This window comes from Caulobacter sp. GW821-FHT10C03 (assembly GCF_059415485.1).
The window spans coordinates 40,984-60,455 of the sequence record NZ_JBWKNI010000001.1 but is presented as its reverse complement, the minus strand read 5'-3'; the positions used below and the strand labels follow the sequence as shown (position 1 = coordinate 60,455).

Below are 19,472 nucleotides of genomic sequence, written 5' to 3'. Positions count from 1 at the left end.
CTGTGGTACGCCGATGCGCGGGGTTCGATAATCCCAATTGATGCAAAACATTGTTGCCATGAAGGGACAATGAGCGCACCATCGCCGCCATGGGCGCCTGGGACGGCATCGACGAATTCGTGGCCACGGCCGAGGCCGAGAGCTTCTCCCAGGCCGCGCGACGGCTGGGTCTGTCCACGTCCGGCGTCAGCCGCGAGGTGGCCCGGCTGGAAGAGCGCCTCCAGACCCGCCTGCTCTATCGCACCACCCGCCGGGTCAGCCTGACCGACGCCGGGCGGGCTTTCCTGGCCCGCTGCCGCCAGCTGGTCCACGACCGCGACGAGGCCCTGGCCGCCGTTGGCGAGGAGGACGGCGAGGTCAAGGGCCTGCTGCGGATGACCTGCTCGACGGCCTATGGCGAGCGCTACGTCGTCCCGGCGGTCAACGCCTTCGTCCTGGTGCACCCGCGGCTGTCGGTGCACATCGAGCTGGACGACGCGGTGCGCGACATCGTCAGCGAGGGCTTTGATCTGGCCATCCGCTTCGGCCGCCTGACCGACAGCCGCCTGATCGCCAAGCGCCTGGCCTCGCGCACCCGCCGCCTGTGCGCCGCCCCGGCCTATCTGGAACGAGCCGGCACGCCGCGCACCATCGCAGAGCTGGAGGGCCATGCCTGCGTGCTGGGCGCCGTTGACGCCTGGCCGTTCCGCGACCCGGGTCCGGAAGGCGACCGCGAAATCGTCTTCAAGCCCCAGGGCCGCTGGCGCTGCAACAGCGGCCAGGCGGTGCTGGACGCCACGCTGCAAGGCCTGGGGATCTGCCAGCTGCCCAACTTCTACGTCGACGCAACCGTCGCCGAGGGCCGACTGGTCCCGTTGCTGGAGGACTGCCTGCCCGCCGACGAGGGCGTCTGGGCGGTCTATCCGCACCTGCGCCTGCTGCCGGCCAAGGTGCGGCTGCTGGTGGAGCACCTGGAGCGGGGGTTGGGGTGAAGACCCCCTCCGGCCCTCTGGGCCACCTCCCCCAGAGGGGGAGGATCTACGCCGCGGATGCTCCCCCTCTGGGGGAGCTGTCGCGGAGCGACTGAGGGGGTCCTCTCCGACCTCAGAACGCGATCCGCGCCCCGCCGCCGATCACGATCCCCTTGCCCTCCGAACGCCCGCGCAGGGACAGCTCCATCGGGAAGGCGGTGCCGTCGTACAGGGTCTGGTCGGCGTGGATCACGCTGTCCTTCAGCTTGATGTACGAGGCCCCCAGGTCGAGGTTGATGTTGCGCTTGGGCGTGACCGTCGCGCCAAGGCTGTAGATCATCCGGTCGCCGTCGGGCACGCGGGCGTCGCGGTACTGGTCGTTGGTGGGGGTCGGGTCCTTCTGGACGCCGGCCCGCAGCGCCAGCCACTTCGTCGCCTGATAGTCGACGCCGACGGCGACGTTGGTGGTGTCCTTGTAGAACTCGTTGACGACGATCTGCTTGGGCAGCAGCGCCCCCGGCAGCAGCTGGCCCGCGCCCTTCAGGTCGACCGTCACCGTGTCGAAGTCGCTCCAGCCGAAGCGCTGCACCTGGGCGTGGACGGCCAGCTTGCGGGTCGGCTTCGCCGTCACCCCGGCCGTGGCGATCCAGGGCGTCGAGAAGCTGGTCGTCGCCTCCTGTTGGCTGGTGACCAGCGAGAACGGCCCCTGGAAGCCGTAGATCGCCACCGTGCCGTCCAGCTCGTGCTTGTAGCCGGAGCGGTAGGAGCCGGCGACGACCAGGCGGTCGCCCGGATGCACCTGGAAGCCGGCGTTCCAGCCGTAGCGGATGTCCTCGCCCTTGACCTCGATCTTGCCGTCCGGGAACGGCGCGGTCAGGTCGGGGCCCATCTGGCTGAAGGTGGCGTCGAAATAGTCGATGTTGCCGCCGCCGCCGACGCTGAGCCAGTCGGTGACCCGATAGGCCAGGGCCGTCTGCATGTTGATGTTCAGGAACCGCGACTTGATGGCGTTGTAGCGCACCCAGCTGTCGCCGTCGTAGGTGGTCACGGCGTTGAACGGGGCGTTGATCCCCACGCCCAGCGACAGGCGGCTGGTCAGCGGCATGGCGAAGGCGAAGTTTGGCACGATCGACTTGGGGATCGGGTTCTTGGCTGTCGAATTGCCGCCCACCGCCAGGGCCGGCTGCAGCGGAATGTTGGGCAGGCTCTCCAGGGTCGGGATCAGCACGCCGTTGGTCAGGCCCGGCAGCACGCCGCTGAGCAGGCCGGTGACCCCGTTCGGCAGGCCCGGGATCGACGTGCCCAGCACGGCGGGGATGTTCAGCGTCGGCCGTTGCAGGGTCGAGCCCTCGTCGGTCACCTCGCCGGTGACGAAGATGCCGGCGGCCCCGGTGTAGAGCTCCTTGTCCTCGATCCGGCCGATGGCGGCGGGGTTCCAGAACATCGCCGAGGCGCCGACGTCGGTGGACTCGCCCGAATAGGCGCGGCCCATGCCCTTCACCGACTGCTCCTGGATGTAGAAGGCGCCCGCGAAGGCGTGTCCGGCGCAGACGACCGCGCACACGGCCGCGCTCACGGCGAGCCGTGTCTTCAGGTGCTTGCTCACGCTGATTCCTCCCTGCGACTCCCGCATTTTCAGGAGCTCAGCCGGGCAACGCAGGTCACCGCCAAAGAGTTCCGGCGATTTACGTTACGTCATTACTCGCGAAGACTGGACACAATTACGCCATCATCACGAACCGTGCACCTTCACCCTTTCCCGAAGGGTCAGAGCACCTTGCGCAAGCTGAGGCGCACGGTGCGACCGGCGGCGTCCATGTAGTCTTCCTGGTAGGCCTGGGGCGTCACGCCCTGGTCGTTGACCACCTGCTGCTTGGCGTCGAACAGGTTGTCGACGCCGAGGCTGACCCGCGAACCCTTCAGCCAGCCGTAGCGTTTGGCCCAGTCCTTGCGCGCATCGAGGTCGATGAAGCCCTGCAGGCCCAGCGTCGGCAGGTCGGAGAAATAGAGGTCGTCGCCGTTCAGGCCGCCGTCCACCCAGGTGGACGAGCGCCAGTTTCCCCGCAGGGTGGCGCCCATGCCGCTGCGCGCCAGCACCGCCTGAAGGTAAAGTTCGTGGCGCGGCGTGCCGCCCCGGCGGCCCAGCGAGGCGCCGTCCAGCAGGTTCAGCGGCGCCATGCCGTCGCGGATCACCACCTCGTCCTTCAGCCGCCAGGTGTGGTTCATCGAGATCTGCAGCCGGGTCTGGCCGGGCGGGATGGCGCCGCCGCCCATCCGGGACATCATGCCGCCGCCGGTGACCTGCACCCCGCCGGGAGGACGCGAACCGCCCGAAGGGCCGCCGGAGGTCGTCGTCCGCGAAGGCGCGCCCACCGCGCCCGTCCCGCCCACTGGCGCTGCGACGGTCGCCCCCGTGGTCGTTCCAGTCCCTGGGGCCGGCCTCGGCGCCGGACCGGGCGCGGCCGGAGTCGGCCCGCCCCAGCGCAGATTGTAGTTCACGCCCCAGCGCAGGATCTGGTTGTCGGCGTGGGCGAAGTTCACCGGCCGGCTGTCGACCGAGATCAACCGTCCCACCTGCGTCGGATCCGTCGAGGCCTCGCGCACGAAGCGCGACGGGAAGGCCGCCTCCAGTTCGGGCGAGATCGACGGGAACGAGGCGATCTGGTCGTCGATGCGGCTGGCCGTGTAGTTGCCCCAGAAGAAGAAGTCCGTCTTCTCGAACGGCTTGTAGAAGAAGTTCAGCTTCACGACCTGCCGACCGTCGGGCTTCAGGTTCGGGTTGCCGCCCTCGATGCGGGTGACGTTGACCGTGTCGCCGGTGGCGAAGTCGTACATCGAGATGTTGGGCGTCTGCACGACCGGGTCGTTGACCTGCTGCGGCGTCGGCTCGCCCTCTTCGGTGCTGTAGTTCAGCCCCAGGCTGACGCCCTTTATCGGCTGCCACGACACCCCGCCGCCGGCGGTGACCAGGCCTCCGATGTCGGAGAACTGCTCGTAGAGCCCGTTGCCGTTCAGCGACACCGAGCCGATGAAGCCCAGCGGCCCCTCGCCGCGCTCCAGCAGCGGCAGGTCGAGGCTGGCATAGGCGGTGGCGCGGTCGCGGGTCAGGTCGCGCTGGGTGGCGACGCCCGAGCGGACGCTGTCGGCGTCGACCCGGCGGCTGTCGACCCCGGTCTTGAAGGTGGCGCGCAGACGGCCCGTCGGCAGCTGCGCCAGGGCGCCGGACGCGGTGAACTCTGCCTTGGCGTTGGTGGTGACGGAGTCGGCGGTGTCCTGGGCGTTGTAGCGCAGCAGGTTGGCCGGGATCGGCCCGAACGGGTTCACCGTCGGGTCGTTGGCCTTGACCGCGGCGGTGAACAGCGAGGTGTCCACGCCCCGGCCGGTGCGGGTGGCGCTGTCGGTCAGGTCGAAATTGCCCGACAGGCTCCAGCGCCAGCCGCCGAACATGCCCAGCGCCGTCGTCGCCAGTTCGATCTTGTCGGTGTCGACCTTGCGGCGCAGGGCGTCGCGCACGTCGAGATAGCGATAGAGCGCCACGTCGCCCGCGAACGGCGAAAACGGATTGTCGTCGTAGAGGTCCAGCTTGACCCCGGTCAGGCCCAGATAGCTGATCCGGCTGGTGCTCTCGAGATTGCCGCTGAACGACACAGTGGTCTTGCCGAAGTTGCGGCTGTAGCCGCCCTGGATCGATCCCTCCTCGCCGCGCGGCAGCAGGGTGCGCGAGGCGGTCAGGTCGTCGGTCGCAAAGCCGCCCGCGCCGGCGACGAAGTCGGCAAGGCTCGGCGCGACGCCCGCGAAGGTGCCCGGAACCGCGGCCTTGGTCACGGTCGAGCCGACCAGGGCCGACAGGGCCGGGTCGATCTCGGTCGGCGTGGCCAGCGGCGGGCCGACGATGTTGCCCTGCAGGTCGTAGGGCGAGGTGCTGGCGCGGACGATGTCGCGCTCCTGCTCGTAGAGCGGGGTCTCGCGGCGATAGCGGACATTGACGGTCCAGCGGCCGTCGGCGTCGACCTTGAACAGGCCGCCCCGCTCCTCCGAGAAGGTGCGGCCGCCCTCGGTGGAGAAGCGTCGCTCGTCCTCGACGGAGACCTGGCGGAAGTTCTTCTTGAGGACGAAGTTCAGCACCTTCTGGTCGGCGCGATACCCATAGGCGAGCGCCTTTTCCTCGGGATAGATCTCGGCCTTCTGCACCGCCTCGGGCGGGATGCCGTTCATCTCCTGCGGTCCGGAGATGCGCTGGCCGTTGATGACGATGATCGGCGGCTCGTCGCCGCCCCGGCCGCGCGAGGAGACGGTCAGCGGCGCCAGGGCCGTGACCAGCTCCGACAGGCTGCCCGCGCCATAGGCCTGGATGTCGGCCTCATCGAGCACGTGCTCGGCCTCGATCGGCCCCTCGGTCTTGCCGCGCGGCGCGGCGTCGACCGTCACGCCGGCGACGCTGTCGATGTCTTCGGTGGTCGTGCTGGCGGGCGTAGTCTCGACGGGCGCGGTTTCAACGGGCGCGGCCGCCGAAGACGTCGTCGAGGATTTCGCATCCGACGACTTGGCGTCCGAGGCGGCGGCCTCGGCGCTCGCCGGCTCGGCGGGCTTGGTCTCGCCCGGCTGGCCGCTTCCCACGGCCAAGGCGGCCGCCAGACCTTGCAGCAGCGTTCCGCCCAGCGCCATCGCCCCACTCCCCACGCTCGCCCCGACGCTCAACCGTCGAGTGCCGCCCACAACCGAACCTTGGCCATGGATTTTGGCTGGATAGCGGCGTTTTCGCGGATGCGAAAATTAAAGCCCTGTAAGGTGGGAAACCGGTTTCTCTGGTCCCGGAAAGTGGGAGTTTCTACTCCTCCTTCGCCGCTTTCTGGGCGGCCAGCTTGGCCAGCACCCGGCCGCGCCCCTTCGACAGGGCGGTGATCACGCCGCGGAAGGTGCGGACCTCCTGGTCGGTCAGGCGCGCGCGGGCCAGCGGGACGCGCAGGTTGCGCACCATCGACGGCCTCTTCTCGGGCGGATGGTAGAAGCCGGCCTTGTCCAGCTCGCCTTCCAGATGCTCGTACAGGCCCTGCATCGCGGCCTGGTCGGCCGGCCCCTCGACGTTCAGTTCGAACCTCTTCCAGGGGCGGTCGTCGACCGTCATCTTCCATTCGTAGGCGTTGATCGACACGGCCTGGGCCAGGTTCAGCGACCGGAAGCGCTCGTCGATCGGGATCGAGACGATGGCCTGGCACAGGGCGATGTCGTCGGTCTCCAGCCCCGCGCGCTCGCCGCCGAACAGCAGCCCGACCTTGCGGCCCTGCTCGACCTCGGTCGCCAGATGGCCGGCGGACTCGCGCGGGGTGTAGACCGGCAGGCGCGTCTCGCGCGGGCGGGCCGTGGTGGCGTAGACCAGATGCAGGTCGGCGATGGCCTCGGCCAGGCTGCCGAACACCTTGGCGTCGTCCAGCGGCCAGCTGGCGCCCGAGGCGCTGGCCCAGGCCCGCTCCTGGGGCCAGCCGTCGCGCGGATTGACCAGCCGCAGCTCGTAGAGGCCGAAATTGGCCATCACCCGCGCCACGGCGCCGATGTTCTCGGCCAGCTGCGGGGCGCTGAGGATGACGCACGGCGGCGTGCGGACGACGTCTTCGGGAGCAGTTTCGGTGGTCATGGGCGTCCCTTTGCCGCCGCCGCGCGCCTCCGCGCAAGTCCGAAGCGCGTTCTGGCGCGTTTAGCCTCCGCTCACGCTTGTTCCGACCGGAGGCCCCATGCACCGCCGCGCCCTGCTCGCCGCCCTCGCCGCGCCGGCCCTGGCTGGGACGCTGGCGGCTTGCCGCGGCGGCTCGCAGGCCGATCCGGCCTTCGACCCGGAGACCCTGAACCCCAAGCTGGCGACCCTGGCCGAACGGGCCAGCCCCGGCATCCTCGGCGTCGCGGCCCAGGACCTGACCACCGCCCAGCGCATCGCCACGGCCGGCGACCTTCCCTTTCCGATGGACGGGGTCTGGAAGGCGGCCCTGGGCGCGGCCGTGCTGTCGGAGATCGAGGCCAAGGCCCTGTCGCCGTCCGAGACCCTGGCGATCGAGGATGTCGACCTGTCGCCGCCGCCCGGCGCCGTGGCCGACGCCTGGCCCGCCCACGGCCGCTACACGGTCGAGGACCTGCTCAAGCGCGCCGTGGCCCTGTCCGACAACACCGCCGCCGACGTGCTGCTGAAGCGGATCGGCGGCCCCGGCGCGGTCACCGCCTGGCTGGAGCTGCGCAAGGTCGAGGGCGTGCGTCTCGACCGCTACGCCCGCCAGCTGCTGCCCGAGCGATCGGGGACGGCCTCGTTCCGCGCCGACTGGAAGGGCCAGGCCTGGCGCAAGGCGGTGCTGGCGACGCCGGAGGCGCAGCGCCGGGCCGCCCGGCAGCGCTATCTCGCCGACCCGCGCGACACCGCCACGCCCCTGGGCGCGGTGCGCTTCCTCGAAGCCCTCAACCAGTTCGAACTGACCAGCCAGGACGGCCGGGGTCGCCTGCTCCGCCTGATGGAGGCCGCCGCCGGCGATCGCCTGCGCCCCGCCCTGCCCGCCGGCGCCCGCCTGGCGGCCATCACTGCCTCCGCGCCCTACGACCTTGGCCTCTGCGCCGCCGACGCCACCCTGGCCATGGTCCAGCTTCAGAACGGCCGCCGCTTCGCCCTGGCGATCTTCCTCAAGGCCTCGCCGCTGGAGGACGAGGATCGGACTGCGCTGGTGGTGGACATCGCGCGGACGGTGCTGGCGGCGGCGGAACAATCGGGCCGATAGCGGCAAGCAAGCACGACCTGACAGCGATCGCCGCCATCGGCTATGCTTGGACCTCACTCACGCGAGCGACCGCCATGTCATCCGCCGCCCCGCCCGACACGCCGCCCCTCGCCCCGGAGGAGACGCCCGGCCCGGACGGGCTGGCCATGCTGGGCCCCGCGGTGCGGGTCGACTGGCGCCGGCCGCCGGGCCGTGACGCCACGGTCGATTGGCGGATATTCTGGCTGGATGCCGAGGTGGCGGCGGGAACCCTGACCCGCGCCAATCCCACGACCGGCGTGTCGATGGTCGAGGCGACGCTGGCCGGCTCGATGAACCTCAGCTTCCTTCCGGACATGACGCTGTGGTGCGAACTGCGGGGTCCGAACCTGCCATGGACGCGGAAGACCCTGCAGGTCTGGCCCGCGCCGGCCGAGCTCGGCGAAACGGCGGACGGTTGCGCCCAGGAAAGCCCCGCGCTCTCTACTCCGCCGCACTGACCTTCGTCGTAAGGCGCGTGCGGGCGCCGGCCAGGGCCTGGACCAGCAGGCCCGGATTGAGCGGCTTGGCCACGTGCAGATCGGCGCCGGCGGCGTGGGCGGCGGCGATATGTTCGTCCATGGCGTTGGCGGTCAGCATGATCACCAGCATCCGCCGCGCGCCCTGGGCCGCCTCGCGGGCGCGGATGGCGCGGGTGGCGGTCAGGCCGTCCATCACCGGCATCTGCATGTCCATCAGCACCGCGTCGAAGGGCTGCTCGTCCAGCGCCCGCAACGCCGCCTCGCCGTCCTCGACCATGGTCAGGTCGACGCCGAACGGCTCCAGCACGATCTCGACCACCTTGCGGTTGCCCGGATGGTCCTCGGCCACCAGCACCCGCAGACCCTCCAGCGAGATCGGCCCGTCGTCCTCGTCGTCCTCGTGGCCGAGGATCTCGGTCGAGGGCTGCAGCGGCAGGTCGACGATGAAGGTCGCGCCCCGTCCGGTCACGGCCCGGGCGTCGATCGAGCCGCCCATCATCTCGGCCAGGGCCGCGCAGATCGACAGGCCCAGGCCCGTGCCGCCGAACTGGCGGGTGATCGACTGGTCGGCCTGGACGAAGCGCTTGAACAGGCGCTCGCGCACCGCGTCGTCGAAGCCCACCCCGGTGTCGCTGACGCTGAAGCGGACCACGTCGCCGATCCGCTCGACCGACAGGTCCACCCCGCCGACGCTGGTGAACTTCACCGCATTGCCCAGCAGGTTCGACAGGATCTGGCTGATCCTTCCGGCGTCGCCCTCGTAGCGGCCGATCGCCTCGGGCGACACCGACCACGAGAAGGTCAGGTTCTTGGCCTCGGCCGAGGCGCGGTGCAGCTCGGCCATGCCCGCCACCAGGGTCTCCAGGTCGAAGGGCGCGAAGGTCAGCTGGAACTCGCCGGCCTCGATCTTGGAGACGTCGAGAATGTCGCCCAGCACCTGCTCCAGCAGGCGGCCCGACGAGGCGACCAGGGCCGCCAGCTCGCGGCGGCGGGCCGGATTGCTTTCTTCGGCCAGGCGATCGCCGACGGCGATGACGCCGTTCAGCGGCGTCCGCAACTCGTGGCTCATATTGGCCAGGAACACCGACTTGGCCTGGTTGGCCTTTTCCAGTTCGCGGGTGCGGTCGGCGACCCGGTCCTCGAGCGAGCGCAGCAGGTCGTCGTGCACTTCCCGCTGCTTGCGCAACGCCCTGGCCAAGGCGCCGATCTCGTCGCCGCGGGCCTCGATGCGGGCGGCCGCGACGCCGTCGTCCTCGCGATGGGCCTCGGCCAGGCCCCGCAGCGGCGAGACCACCTCGCGCGCCATCAGGCGATAGAGCAGCAACAGCTGGGCGATCACCCCGACCACGCCGAACAGCAGCACCCACGAGGCCGTCTTCACTGCGTTCCAGACGATCTGGTCCGAGCGGAAGGTCATCAGGAAGTACCAGTCCGGCTCCTTCATCCGGCCATAGGCCACCACCCGGTCGCCGCCCCGGTCGCGCAGGGCGCCGACGTCGCCCCCATTCTTGCGGATCTGGGCCACCAGGTCGGCCACCCGCTCGCTGGACTGCACCCGCGCCAGCTGGGCGGCGTCGACCACCCCGTCCTTGGCCAGGCCCGGCGCGGCGATCAGCTCGCCGTCGGACGAGACGATCAGGTTCTGGCCGCCCGGCAGGGCGTCGCCCACCGCCCGCAGCAGGAAAGAGTCGAGCGACAGGCTGGTGCCCCAGGCCCCGACGTGGCGTCCGTTGAGGTCGAAGGGCGTCATGCAGGCCGCGTTCAGCCCGCGCCCGCTGGGATTGGAGATCAGCTTGCGCAGCTTGGTGCATTTCATCACCCGCTGCGGATTGGCCTCCGGCCGGGTCAGCAGGGTCATCTCCTCCTTGGAGATGTCGAGCGTCGGCGGCGCGTCCTGCCGGTAGTAGAGCAGCCGGTCCTTGCGCTTGGGGCCGAACATCACCAGCCGCGTGTCGGGCGTGAAGAAGTAGAAGTTGTCGTAGTGGCCGATCTCGGTCTCGCCGGCGTTGGCCACCACCTCCATGGCCCCCACCAGCAGGGCCTTGTCCGCGCGGGTCAGGTCGGCGGCGTGGGGCACGAAGCCGCCGATGCCGTAGACATAGTGGTTGCCCGTCCGACCGCCGTCATAGAGGCGCGGGGCGGTGCGGCGGGTGCCGTCGCCATGGTCGGGGAACAGCAGGTCGAACTGGCGGTCGATGTCGGGCTCGATCTCGCGCAGGCGGCGCAGCAGGGCCAGGCTGGAGGCGTCGTGCACCTTGACGAGGTCGGAGAACAGCCGGTCCTCGGTCTTCACCCGCTCGCCGACATATTCGGCCAGGTGGCGCATCTGGGTCTCGGCCGCGCTCTGCTGGACGAAGTAGAAGGTGACCGCCGTGACCAGCCCCGTGACCGCGATCGACACCAGGGCGGCGAAGGCCAGGAGCCGTCGCGCCAGGGGCGATTTCACGTCCGTATGGCGCCACAGGCTGCTCACGCATCTCCCCCAAACCGTCCCCCGCCAGGGACCTTCCGCACGATCTCAACCCATTAGGGCGCTGCGGGGGTGATGTCGCCTGCGGTGGAATGCCGCGCTCCCGCGCGAGGCGCCGCCACGCAGCCTTTCCCCAGCGGCCGCAACAGTCTATAGGGCTCGCCGTCCGCGCCACGTTCCGGCCCTGTGCGCCGAGCGTCAGAGCGCGCCACCGCGAGAGGAAGACCCCGCAATGGCCAAGATTAAAGTCGCCAATCCCGTCGTCGACATGGACGGCGACGAAATGACCCGGATCATCTGGAAGCTCATCAAGGATAAGCTGATCTTCCCGTATCTGGACCTGGAACTGGACTACTACGACCTGTCGGTCGAGAACCGCGACGCCACCGACGATCAGGTGACCATCGACGCGGCCAACGCGACGAAGAAGCACGGCGTGGCCGTGAAGTGCGCCACCATCACCCCCGACGAGCAACGCGTCGAGGAATTCAGCCTGAAGAAGATGTGGAAGTCGCCGAACGGCACGATCCGCAACATCCTGGGCGGCGTGATCTTCCGCGAGCCGATCATCTGCCAGAACGTGCCGCGCCTGGTGCCGGGCTGGACCCAGCCGATCATCGTCGGCCGTCACGCCTTCGGCGACCAGTACCGCGCGACCGACTTCAAGTTCCCGGGCAAGGGCACCCTGTCGATCAAGTTCGTCGGTGAAGACGGCGAGACCATCGAGCACGAAGTCTTCAAGGCTCCGGACGCCGGCGTCGCCATGGCGATGTACAACCTCGACGACTCGATCCGCGACTTCGCCCGCGCCTCGTTCGCCTACGGCCTGAACCGCGGCTACCCGGTCTATCTCTCCACGAAGAACACGATCCTCAAGGCCTATGACGGCCGCTTCAAGGACATCTTCCAGGAGATCTTCGACGCCGAATACGCCGACCAGTTCAAGGCCAAGGGCATCCACTACGAGCACCGCCTGATCGACGACATGGTCGCCTCGGCGCTGAAGTGGTCGGGCGGCTACGTCTGGGCCTGCAAGAACTACGACGGCGACGTGCAGTCGGACATCGTCGCCCAGGGCTTCGGCTCGCTGGGCCTGATGACCTCGGTGCTGATGACGCCGGACGGCAAGACGGTGGAAGCCGAAGCCGCCCACGGCACCGTCACCCGCCACTACCGCCAGCACCAGAAGGGCGAGTCGACCTCGACCAACTCGATCGCCTCGATCTTCGCCTGGACCCGCGGCCTGGCGCACCGCGCCAAGCTCGACGACAACCAGGAACTGGCCAAGTTCGCCGCCACCCTGGAAAAGGTCTGCATCGACACCGTCGAGAGCGGCTTCATGACCAAGGACCTGGCCCTGCTGGTCGGCGACAAGCAAGGCTGGCTGACCACCGAGGGCTTCCTCGACAAGATCGACGAGAACCTCCAGAAGGCCATGGCCGCCTAAGCGGTCCGACCTTTCGGAAAAGAGAAGGCCCTCCCTCACGGGAGGGCCTTTTTCTTTGGGCGTCATGGCCCAGGGCTTGCCGAAGCTCCCCCTCAAACATCCCGTCATTCCCGCCCTTGTGGCGGGAAACCCTCTATCAGCCGCAAGGGCGGAAGGAGCGGACTGCTCAGCAGTCCGCTGGCGCTTCACGTGCGAGCGGAACCAGGGGTTCCCGCCACAAGGGCGGGAATGACGGGAGAAAAGGGGTGGGATTGCACCAGCGTTAGCGCCCATGTCCGCTTAGCGGCGCCGCTCGCCACGATCCTGACGCGGGGGAGTGTTCACCTGCACGGGCGTCGGCGTTCCGGCGCTCGCCACGGACGCGTGATGCCAAGACCGCTGATCGACCACCCCGCCCGCCGCCGCCCCTCGCGCGCGACGCAGCTGGCGGCCGGCCTGGTCAGCGTCGGCGCCCACGGCCTGGCCCTGCTGGCGGTGCTGATGGCGCAGCCGGAGCCGCGTCCGCCCGAGCCCGAGCCGATCGCGGTCGATCTCGTCCAGCCCCCTCCCCCGCCGCCGCCCGAGCCGGAGCCCAAGCCGCCGGCCCTGGAGCCGAAGCCCGAACCCACGCCCGCCCGGCCGCCCTCGCCCGCCCCGCCCAAGCCGGACCCGAAGCCGCCGACCCGCACCGCTCGCCCGGCCGTGCGCCCGCCCGACGTCGAGCCCCTGGTCGCGACGCCCGCCGACACCACCATGATGGCCGCCGAACTGGGCGAGGCCGATCTCGCCGGCGCGACCACCGTGGGAACCGGATCCGGCAACGGCGCGGGCGACGGCGCCAGCTGCGACATGGTCCGGCGGCTGCAAGCGGCCCTGCGGCGCAATCCGCGCGTCCGCTCGGCCCTGGCGTCGGCGCATGGCGAGGCCGCAGCCTCCGGCAAGGCGGTGCTGGTCTGGCGCGGCAAGTGGCTGCAGAGCCCCGGCCAGGTCGGCAAGGGCCTGGCGGGCGTGCGCGAGGCGATCATCATGGAGGTCGGCTTTGCTCCAGCCGCCTGCCGCGCCGACCTGATGCGCGGCCTCGTCGTCGTCAGCTTGGCCGACGGACCCGGCGCGCCGCGCCTGGCGCTAGGCGACGCCTCCTGGCGCTGGTCGGACCTGCTGTTCGCGCCCGGGACGCGGCGGCCGTCTAGAGGATGACGACCTCGCCGTCCTCCTTGGTGAAGCTGGCCGGACGGCGCTCCAGCAGGTCGAGCACCCGCTCGGACGGACGGCACAGGGCCACGCCCTTGGGCGTCACCACGATCGGCCGGTTCACCAGGATCGGATGCTCGACCATGGCGTCGAGGATGCGCTCGTCGGAGACCCCCTCGGCCAGCAGGCCCAGGTCCTGGGCGGGCGTGCCCTTCTCGCGGATCAGGTCGCGCAGCGGCAGGCCGGCGCGGGCGGCGAGGTCGCGCAGCTGCTCGGCGGTCCAGCCGGCTTGCAGATACTCGACGACGACCGGCGCGTAGCCGGCGGCCTCGACCATGGCCACGACGTTGCGCGACGTGCCGCAGGCGGGGTTGTGGAAGATGGTGATCGGGAAGTCGGTCACGACGCGGTCTCCGCTTTCAGCAGCCAGCCGAAGACGCCCGCCGCCAGCAGGGCGCCGGCGAGCTGGGCGAGGATGAAGGCCGGGGCGCAGGACGGCGCGATCCCGGCGAAGGTGTCCGACAGGCTCCGCGCGATCGTCACCGCCGGATTGGCGAACGAGGTCGAGGCCGTGAACCAGTAGGCGGCGGTGATGTAGAGGCCCACCGCCATGGCCGTGCTGTCGGGCTTGAAGCGCACGGTCGCCAGGATCGTCGCCACCAGGCCGAAGGTCGCCACCACCTCGGCCAAGGCCTGGGCGCCGCCCGCTCTCAGCTTGGTCGAGACCTGGACGATCGGCTCGCCGAACATGGCGTGGGCGATCCAGACGCCCAGCACCGCGCCGGCGACCTGCACGACCGGATAGGCCAGCGCCAAGCGCCACGGCAGCTCGCACCGCAGCGCCGCGACCAGGGTCACGGCCGGATTGAAGTGCGCGCCGGAGATCGGTCCGAACACCCCGATCAGCACCACCAGCGCAGCCCCCGTGGCCAGGGTGTTGCCCAGCAGGGCGATGGCGACGTTGCCGCCCGCCAGGCGCTCGCCCATGATCCCAGAGCCGACCACCACCGCCAGCAGCAGGGCCGAGCCCAGGGCTTCGGCGACGAGGCGGCGCGACAGGTCGAAGCGCGCCATGTCAGCAGCAGGCCCCGGCCTTGGCGACGATCGCGCCCAGGGGCGCGCAGACCTCCGGAGCGCCATTGCAGCAGTCCTCCATCAGGAAGCCCAGCAGGCCGCTCATCGCGCCGTAGTCCGCCGAATAGATGATCGACCGGCCCTCGCGCCGCGAGGTGACCAGCGCCGCATGCGACAGGACGTTGAGGTTAGCCGACAGGCTGTTGGGCAGGACATCCAGCGTCCGCGCGATGTCGCCGGCCGCGATTCCGACGGGACCGGCCTTCACCAGCAGGCGGAAGATCGCCAGGCGCCCTTCATGGCCGAGGGCGGAGAGCATGTTGACAGCGGACTTCGATTCCATATTTCCAATATGATGGAATTATTGGACAGTTCAATGACGCTCTTGGAGTCGCCCGTGACCGAGTTCCCCGCCCTCGACCGCAAGTTCCTCGCCCCGGTGGATCAAGCCCGGCTCGCCGTGGCGGCGCCCGCGACGCATCCGCCCCGCATCCTGCTGCTCTATGGCTCGCTGCGGGAGCGCGCGTTCAGCCGGCTGCTGGTCGAGGAGGCGGCGCGGATCCTCCAGGCGCTGGGCTGCGAGACCCGGACCTTCGACCCGCGCGAGCTGCCCCTGCCCGACGCCGCCGGCCCCGACCATCCCAAGGTCCAGGAACTGCGGGCGCTGTCGCAGTGGTCGGAGGGCCAGGTCTGGTGCAGCCCAGAGCGCCACGGCGCGATCACCGGGGTCATCAAGTCGCAGATCGACTGGATCCCGCTGGAGATCGGCAGCGTCCGCCCCACCCAGGGCAAGACCCTGGCGGTGATGCAGGTCAGCGGCGGCTCGCAGTCGTTCAACGCGGTCAACACCCTGCGCCTGCTGGGCCGCTGGATGCGGATGATCACCATCCCCAACCAGTCGTCGGTGGCCATGGCCTACAAGGAGTTCGACGAGAACGACCGCATGAAGCCGTCCAGCTACTACGAGCGCGTCGTCGACGTGATGGAGGAACTGGTGAAGTTCACCCTGCTGACCCGCGACCGGGCCGACTATCTCGTCGACCGCTACAGCGAACGGAAGGCCGACGGGCGCATCCCCGAGCATGTCGCCCTGGGCGCCGAAGCCATGCGCCACGAGACCGTGGCGGCTGACTAGCCGTCGGTCGGCCAGGGACCGATCATGTCGACCACGCGGCCGGCGCCTTCGGCCCCGCCGAGGGCCTCGGTAAAGGCGCGGCTCTCGATGAACTGCAGGCCCATCTGGCCGTCGCCCTGCCAGACCATGCGGGTCAGGTGGACGAGGCGCCGGGCCGGGTCGACCAGGTGCAGCGGGCCGGCCTGCGGCGACAGCTCCGGCCCGGCGATGCGGGCGCCGCCCTTGGCGATGTCGATCAGGCGACAGCGCAGCGGCTCGCCGCCCACCACGAGGTAGGCCTTGCGCGAGGCGGGGTAGCGTCGGTAGGCGCGCTTTTCCATTCCCTGGACTTCAATCTGGCTCATCGCGGCGATTCTACACCCGACTTGGTGAATACAGCTTTGCGATTGTACGAACCGCGTCTTCGGCCTCGGCGCGGTCCGGCGTCTCGTCGGCGACGCCGTAGCCGAACATCTCGCTCTCGCCCACCTGCTGCACGACGATCCCGTCCGGACGCGGCAGCACCGAGACGTGACGGTAGTAGAGGCCGTAGCGGACCTCGGGCTGCGGCGCCAGCCAGGCGATCTGGCCGCGCACCGGCGTGACGCTCTCGTCCTTCCACAGCGCCCGCGCGCCATAGCCCGTGCAGTTGACGACCACCGCCTCCTTCAGGCGGGCCAGATCGGCCGGCGTGTCGAAGGTCATGGTCTCGATGCGCCCGCCTTCCAGCAGGAAATCGGTGGTCAGCTGGTGGGCCAGGTCGGCGACGTTGAACTGCATCTGCACGCCCCGCCGCGCGCGGGCGACCGGGAACGGATGCGCGCCCGGCGGCAGGTCGCGCATGCTGGGCACCAGGCCCGCCAGGCGCTCGTTGTAGGCGGCGAAACGCACCGCCGGCGCGGCGTTGACGGGGCCGGGGCCGCGCGGCGGCGGCAAGGCGTCGAACAGGGTGTAGCGGTCGCTCCACGCCACCGGCTCGCCCGGCAGGCCCAGCAGGGTCTGGTAGGCGGCGTAGGAGGTGCGGGCCATCCGCTCCCACAGCGCCGGAAAGTCGGCTGACACACGGTCGGCGTCGGCGATGCGGCTGTCGGGCGACCAGGTGCCGGTGGCCCGGGCCGAGCGGGTGTAGGGCGTGCGCTCCTTGGCGTAGATCGTCACCTTGGCGCCGGCCCGCTGCAGGGTCAGCGCCGTGGTCAGGCCGATGGCCCCGCAGCCGATGACGGCGACCTCGCGGGTCCCGCCCTCCAGCGCCTTGCCCGCCGCGATCTCGGCAGAGCCCCACGACAGCGACCAGCCGCTGCCGCCGTGGCCGTAGTTGTGCACCACGCGTTTTCCGACGACGGTGTCGACGTCGAGACGCGGACCCGCCGCCCGGAACGGACGCAGGCAGACGGTGATCTTGGTGATCCGGTCGACCTCCATCCGCAGCGGGGCTAGCGGCGTCGCCAGGAAGCCGGACGGGCCGGCGACGGCGGGAAGACCCCGCCCCGTCGTGGCGCAGGCCGACAGGCTGGCGGCGCCCAGGCCGCCCAATCCCGCCAGCACCGTCCGCCGGCTGCTCGCCCCCGCCATGCCCCGCCTCCTGGAAATCCAGGGGCGAGCCTAGAGGCGCGGGGAAAGCCAGGGCAAGGCGCGAGGACGGATGGTCCCCAGGAAGATGAGAACTGACCCAAAACGAGGAACCTCCCCCTCTGGGGGAGGCGATCGCGCAGCGATCGGTGGGGGGAGCGACTGCGAGATCAACTCATTCAGCGAAAGCTGAGAACGCCCCCCCTCCGGCCTTCGGCCGCCTCCCCCAGAGGGGGAGGTTCCAGCCTACCCCGCCAGCTTCGAGTGCTTGCGCGAATAGCCGAAGTACATGACGCAGGCCGCCGCCGCCCACAGGCCGAACAGCAGGTAAGTGTCCCACGGCAGGCCGATGATCAGGTAGAGGCAGAAGGCCACGCTCAGCACCGGCAGCACCGGATAGAGCGGCACCTTGTAGCCACGCGGCAGGTCGGGCCGGGTGCGGCGCAGGATGATCACCCCGGCCGAGACGATGGCGAAGGCGATCAGCGTGCCCATGCTGGTCAGGTTGACCAGCACGTCCAGTGGCACGAAGGCGGCCAGGAAGGCGATGAAGGCCGCCACGATCACCGTGTTCCAGACCGGCGTGCGGGTGCGCGGGTCGGTCTTCTGGAAGAGGCGCGGCAGCAGGCCGTCGCGGCTCATGGCGAACAGGATCCGCGTCTGGCCGTACATCACGACCAGGGTGACGCTGAAGATCGAGATGATCGCGCCCAGGCACAGGATCAGCGAGGTCCAGCCCGCGCCGGTCAGGTTGCGCAGGATCACCGCCAGCCCCGCTTCCTGGCCCGCGAAGGCGGTCCAGGGCTGGGCGCCGACGGCGGCCACGGCCACCAGCACATAGACGGCGGTGACGATCAGCAGGCTCAGCACCACGCCCAGCGGCAGGTTGCGGCGCGGGTTCTTGACCTCGTCGCCGGCGGTCGAGACCGCGTCGATGCCGATATAGGAGAAGAAGATCGACGAGGCCGCCGCCCCGATCCCGGCCACGCCCATCGGCGCGAACGGCGTCAGGTTCTCCGACCGGAAGCCGGTGAAGGCGATGACCACGAAGAACAGCAGCACCAGCAGCTTGGCCACCACCAGCACGGCGTTGACCGTGGTCGACTCCTTGGCCCCGCGCAGCAGCAGCACCATGCACGAGCCCACCAGCACCACCGCCGGCAGGTTGAACACCCCGCCCGCTCCGGGCGGCGCGGCCAGGGCCTCGGGCAGGCGCCACCGGAAGAGGTCGAAGAACAGTTCGTTCAGGTACTGGCCCCAGCCCACCGCGATGGCCGAGGCCGAGACGGCGTATTCCAGCAGCAGGCACGCCCCGACCAGGAAGGCGACGAACTCGCCCAGCGTCGCATAGGCGTAGGAATAGGACGACCCCGAGACCGGGATGGTCGAGCCGAGCTCGGCGTAGCACAGCGCCGTCAGGGCCGCGGTGATCCCGGCGATGACGAACGAGACGATCACCGCCGGCCCCGCCAGCGGCACGGCCGTGGTCAGGGCCACGAAGATGCCGGTGCCGATCGTGGCGCCGACGCCCAGCATGGTCAGCTGGAACAGGCCGATCGAGCGGTGCAGTTCACCGGACAGGTCGTTGGGATTGTCGTCCCCCTCGGCCGCGATCGCGCCCACGGGCTTGCAGCGGAAAAGATCGGCGAGACGCGGGCCGGCCATGGGCGCTCCGGAAATTCCTCAGGGGCGGCGGGCGCTTAAGCGCCGCCGCGAGCGGCGACCCCATAGAGCGCCCAGGCCCGTCAGGAAAGCGGATTCCATCAATGGAACTCCCGGCGCGCGAACGCCCTTGCAGGAAGGGCATGAATGCCCATTCTAGGCGGCGTTAACCGTGCGGGGGCGCAATGACTTTGCAGAAGCGGATCTGGGACCTCATCGTCCTGGCGATCTTCGTGTTCGCCGCCGCCTACGCCACGGCGCCCTGGTTCGCGTTCCGCGCCCTGAAGGCGGCCGCCCAGTACGAGGACGTGCAGGCGATCGGCGAACTGGTCGACTTTCCCTCGGTGCGCCGCAGCCTGACCGGCCAGCTGGACGAAGCCGCCCCGGCCGCCAAGCCCGAGGCCCCGTCGATCTGGAGCAACCCGCTGGGCGTCTTCAAGCGCGCCATCGAGCCGATCGCCCCGCCCGAGCCCAAGGTCGACCGCTACCTCACCGTCCCGGGCCTGCAGGCCCTGACGCGCGGCTACGCCCCAGGCGCGGCCCCGCTGTCGCCGCCGCGCCCGCCGACGGTGCTGGCACGCATGCAGGCCGTCGTGCGCGGCCCCTACCCGACCATCGCCTACTGGGACCCCAACCGCGTCCGCATCGCCGTGCGCCGACCGGACGCCAAGGATAAGGCGACGATCTTCACCTTCCAGCGCCGGGCGCTGTTCGAGTGGAAGCTGGTCCACATCCGCCTGCCCGGCGACGAGCGGTAGCCTGCC

Annotated in this window: 17 protein-coding genes; 7 read left to right on the top strand and 10 right to left on the bottom strand. The window is 70.2% G+C overall.

Going from position 1 to position 19,472, the window contains the following annotated elements:
* The first annotated feature begins 89 nt into the window (after nt 1-89).
* Nucleotides 90-971, top strand: coding sequence for a LysR family transcriptional regulator (locus tag AC07NG_RS00245; protein WP_494591359.1), 882 nt, complete (start codon nt 90-92; stop codon nt 969-971).
* Nucleotides 972-1,083: 112 nt separating this feature from the next.
* Here AC07NG_RS00245 and AC07NG_RS00240 read toward each other — a convergent pair whose 3' ends face one another.
* From AC07NG_RS00240 to AC07NG_RS00230, 3 genes are all read right to left on the bottom strand, one after another.
* Nucleotides 1,084-2,556 carry an OmpP1/FadL family transporter gene (locus tag AC07NG_RS00240; RefSeq protein ID WP_494591357.1) on the bottom strand — a complete coding sequence of 491 codons (1,473 nt, stop codon included), beginning with the start codon at nt 2,554-2,556 and terminating at the stop codon, nt 1,084-1,086.
* Between the two features lie 161 nt (nt 2,557-2,717).
* Nucleotides 2,718-5,615, bottom strand: a complete 2,898-nt coding sequence (locus AC07NG_RS00235; protein WP_494591355.1) for a TonB-dependent receptor — start codon at nt 5,613-5,615, stop codon at nt 2,718-2,720.
* 163 nt (nt 5,616-5,778) lie between these two features.
* Nucleotides 5,779-6,582, bottom strand: coding sequence for an RNA methyltransferase (locus tag AC07NG_RS00230; protein ID WP_494591353.1), 804 nt, complete (start codon nt 6,580-6,582; stop codon nt 5,779-5,781).
* Between the two features lie 97 nt (nt 6,583-6,679).
* Here AC07NG_RS00230 and AC07NG_RS00225 point away from each other — a divergent pair, with 97 nt between their 5' ends.
* Nucleotides 6,680-7,702 carry a serine hydrolase gene (locus AC07NG_RS00225; protein WP_494591351.1) on the top strand — a complete coding sequence of 341 codons (1,023 nt, stop codon included), beginning with the start codon at nt 6,680-6,682 and terminating at the stop codon, nt 7,700-7,702.
* A 74-nt stretch (nt 7,703-7,776) separates the two neighbouring features.
* On the top strand, nt 7,777-8,181 hold the full coding sequence (locus AC07NG_RS00220; protein ID WP_494591349.1) for a hypothetical protein: 405 nt from the start codon (nt 7,777-7,779) through the stop codon (nt 8,179-8,181).
* Here the strand turns inward: AC07NG_RS00220 and AC07NG_RS00215 are convergent.
* Entirely contained in the window at nt 8,165-10,675 is a 2,511-nt protein-coding gene (locus AC07NG_RS00215) for an ATP-binding protein (protein ID WP_494591347.1), read from the bottom strand. The two genes, AC07NG_RS00220 and AC07NG_RS00215, sit on opposite strands and share 17 nt — an antisense overlap.
* A gap of 229 nt (nt 10,676-10,904) precedes the next feature.
* On the opposite strand from AC07NG_RS00215, the gene AC07NG_RS00210 reads away from it, so the two are divergent.
* Nucleotides 10,905-12,119: an NADP-dependent isocitrate dehydrogenase gene (locus AC07NG_RS00210; protein ID WP_110121515.1), complete on the top strand. Its 1,215-nt coding sequence runs from the start codon at nt 10,905-10,907 to the stop codon at nt 12,117-12,119.
* Between the two features lie 366 nt (nt 12,120-12,485).
* The gene (locus AC07NG_RS00205) at nt 12,486-13,295 is read left to right on the top strand and encodes a hypothetical protein (RefSeq protein ID WP_494591345.1); all 810 of its coding nucleotides are present in this window, start codon (nt 12,486-12,488) and stop codon (nt 13,293-13,295) included.
* Here AC07NG_RS00205 and arsC read toward each other — a convergent pair.
* Genes arsC through AC07NG_RS00190 form a run of 3 tightly spaced genes read right to left on the bottom strand, consistent with a single transcriptional unit; the run spans nt 13,285 to nt 14,706 of the window.
* Nucleotides 13,285-13,692, bottom strand: coding sequence for an arsenate reductase (glutaredoxin) (gene arsC, locus AC07NG_RS00200; protein WP_494591344.1), 408 nt, complete (start codon nt 13,690-13,692; stop codon nt 13,285-13,287). The two genes, AC07NG_RS00205 and arsC, sit on opposite strands and share 11 nt — an antisense overlap.
* A complete protein-coding gene (locus AC07NG_RS00195) occupies nt 13,689-14,363 on the bottom strand; it encodes an aquaporin (RefSeq protein ID WP_494591342.1) in 675 nt (224 codons plus the stop codon). Before AC07NG_RS00195 ends, arsC begins: the two co-directional genes overlap by 4 nt.
* A gap of 1 nt (nt 14,364) precedes the next feature.
* A complete protein-coding gene (locus tag AC07NG_RS00190; protein WP_492855255.1) occupies nt 14,365-14,706 on the bottom strand; it encodes an ArsR/SmtB family transcription factor in 342 nt (113 codons plus the stop codon).
* 54 nt (nt 14,707-14,760) lie between these two features.
* Between AC07NG_RS00190 and arsH the strand changes: the two genes are divergently transcribed.
* Nucleotides 14,761-15,498 carry an arsenical resistance protein ArsH gene (gene arsH / locus AC07NG_RS00185; protein WP_494591340.1) on the top strand — a complete coding sequence of 246 codons (738 nt, stop codon included), beginning with the start codon at nt 14,761-14,763 and terminating at the stop codon, nt 15,496-15,498.
* Here arsH and AC07NG_RS00180 read toward each other — a convergent pair.
* The 3 genes from AC07NG_RS00180 to AC07NG_RS00170 form a co-directional block, all read right to left on the bottom strand.
* Nucleotides 15,495-15,842: a PilZ domain-containing protein gene (locus tag AC07NG_RS00180; RefSeq protein ID WP_110121521.1), complete on the bottom strand. Its 348-nt coding sequence runs from the start codon at nt 15,840-15,842 to the stop codon at nt 15,495-15,497. The two genes, arsH and AC07NG_RS00180, sit on opposite strands and share 4 nt — an antisense overlap.
* A gap of 10 nt (nt 15,843-15,852) precedes the next feature.
* The gene (locus AC07NG_RS00175) at nt 15,853-17,049 is read right to left on the bottom strand and encodes an FAD-dependent oxidoreductase (protein ID WP_494591337.1); all 1,197 of its coding nucleotides are present in this window, start codon (nt 17,047-17,049) and stop codon (nt 15,853-15,855) included.
* A gap of 243 nt (nt 17,050-17,292) precedes the next feature.
* Nucleotides 17,293-18,711, bottom strand: coding sequence for an amino acid permease (locus tag AC07NG_RS00170; RefSeq protein WP_494591335.1), 1,419 nt, complete (start codon nt 18,709-18,711; stop codon nt 17,293-17,295).
* Nucleotides 18,712-18,893: 182 nt separating this feature from the next.
* Between AC07NG_RS00170 and AC07NG_RS00165 the strand changes: the two genes are divergently transcribed.
* Nucleotides 18,894-19,466, top strand: coding sequence for a DUF2939 domain-containing protein (locus AC07NG_RS00165; protein ID WP_494591333.1), 573 nt, complete (start codon nt 18,894-18,896; stop codon nt 19,464-19,466).
* Nucleotides 19,467-19,472 lie beyond the last annotated feature (6 nt).